Origin of the sequence: Ornithinimicrobium sp. CNJ-824 (assembly GCF_001942405.1) — a bacterium.
GTDB classification, from domain to species: Bacteria; Actinomycetota; Actinomycetes; order Actinomycetales; family Dermatophilaceae; genus Ornithinicoccus; species Ornithinicoccus kibberensis.
The window spans coordinates 1-1,280 of the sequence record NZ_MKKA01000054.1 but is presented as its reverse complement, the minus strand read 5'-3'; the positions used below and the strand labels follow the sequence as shown (position 1 = coordinate 1,280).

The following is a 1,280-nucleotide window of genomic DNA, read 5'->3' as shown; positions in this document are numbered from 1 at the left end:
ACGTAGCGCTTGAGGCAGCGTTTGATGTCTCGGGTGGTCTTGCCCTCGGTGGTGCGACGGGCGACATAGTCACGAGTGCCCGCTTGGTAGCGGATCCGGGACAGCACGATGGTGTGCAGCGCCCGGTTGAGCTGTCGGTCGCCGTAACGGTTGAGTCGGTGGCGGGTGGTGACCTGGCCGCTGTTGGCGGGGATCGGTGCGACGCCGGCGAGCATGGCGAAGGCGGCCTCGGAGTGGATGCGGCCGGGGTGGGACCAGGCGCACAGTACGGTCGCGGCCACGATCGGGCCGACGCCGGGCTGGGCGAGCAGGTCAGGCCGCCAGGAACGGACGATGGCCAGGATCGCCTTCTCGTGCTCGCTCGCCTCGGCGGTCAGGGCCTGGGCGCGGCGGGCCAGGGACCGCAGCGCGGTGACGGTGCTGTGGGTCTCGACGTCCCAGGCGGCCTGGACACGCAACCGTGAGGCGATGAGGATCATGGCGGGCAGCTTGTGCCCGCGGAACCGGTCGCGGATCTTCTCTGGGGCGGCGATGACCAGGCTGAACACCTGACGTTGGGCGTCGGTGGAGGCCTGCACGGCCGAGCGTCGCGCGGCCAGCAGCACCGACAACGCCTGCCGGTCACCGCCTGCACGCGGGGTGCCCAGCCGGGCCCGCGACAGTGCCTCCCGGGCGGCCCGGACCGCGTCCAGCGGGTCCGACTTGGCGCCGTTGCGCCGGTGCGCACGCTCGGGACGGTCCAGCTCGACCACCATCTCCTCGCGGTCGGCCAGGTGGCGAGCCAGGCCCGCACCGTGGCCGCCGGTGCCTTCGATCGCCCACGCCCGCAGTACCGCGTGCTCGTCGGCGAACTCGACCAGCCGGGTGTACCCGTCCGGGGTGGCCTCCACGGTGATCTCATCGAGCACCCCACCGGTGCCGGTCTCGACCACGGCGGCCGAGTGGGTGTGCACGTGGGTGTCGACGCCGATGATGACGTCGACGACCTCGCGCAGATCAGTCAGACTGGGCATTGCGTTCTCCTCCTTGCCGGAACGGGGACGTGGTTCCGGTCCGGGGCGGAGACTCGGCAGGACTGTGATGAGACACGCCCGGGCGCCGTCAACGCCAGGACGGTCAAGCTCCTGATCAGGCCAGCTGCTCCGACCGGGCCGGGGCCGGGGACCACGAGCGGACAAGTCCTGAGGAAGGCACGAAGCCAGTCAGAGCATGGGTCACGCCCGTGGCCCACCAGCCACAGCCCATCACCATCAGGCTGCGAAGGGAATCCTCACAGTCAG

Annotated in this window: 1 protein-coding gene; it reads right to left on the bottom strand. The window is 70.9% G+C overall.

Translation table 11 applies throughout. From position 1 onward, the window contains the following. The coding region (locus tag BJF81_RS12925) for an IS110 family transposase (RefSeq protein ID WP_202817492.1) at positions 1-1,013 on the bottom strand (1,013 nt) is incomplete at its 3' end. Between the last annotated feature and the right edge of the window lie 267 nt (positions 1,014-1,280).